This is a genomic window from Corallococcus sp. CA041A, assembly GCF_003612075.1.
GTDB lineage: Bacteria > Myxococcota > Myxococcia > Myxococcales > Myxococcaceae > Corallococcus > Corallococcus exiguus.
Window position 1 is genome coordinate 1 of sequence record NZ_RAWF01000702.1, and the last position, 421, is coordinate 421.

At 64.8% G+C, this 421-nt stretch carries 1 protein-coding gene; it reads right to left on the bottom strand.

Annotation, left to right across the window (positions count from 1 at the left end; genetic code table 11):
• Positions 1 to 266 precede the first annotated feature (266 nt).
• Entirely contained in the window at positions 267 to 419 is a 153-nt protein-coding gene (locus tag D7V77_RS46165; RefSeq protein ID WP_368666252.1) for a DUF489 family protein, read from the bottom strand.
• Positions 420 to 421: the final 2 nt, after the last annotated feature.

The following is a 421-nucleotide window of genomic DNA, read 5'->3' on the forward strand; positions in this document are numbered from 1 at the left end:
TTCAGAGCCAGGGGGGCGGCCAGACGGATGAAAATGCGTGAGTACATGGACGTTCTCGGGAGGTGCACGGAGGATGTATCGGCCGTACCCCCTTTCTCTTTAACGTCGATGTGCCTCGAAGTGCATTCTGAATGCGCCGGTTTTCCGGCGCCTTGGCGGCCTCGGGGTCAGAGCCCTTTCCGTGCCGGAAAGGGATCCGACCCCTTGGGCAGGCAGCAACGGGGTCGGATCCCTTTTCCATGGAAAAGGGCTCTGACCCCACACCCTCAGGCCAGCAGGCGGTCCACGGCCTCGATCATCGCCTTGCGGCTGAACAGGAAGTCCCAGTAGCTGCCGCCCAGCTGGCGCCACAACACCGCCGAACGCACCGCGGCCAGCAGCAGGGCACGGATCTCGGCGACCACGCCGGCCTGGCCCAGGT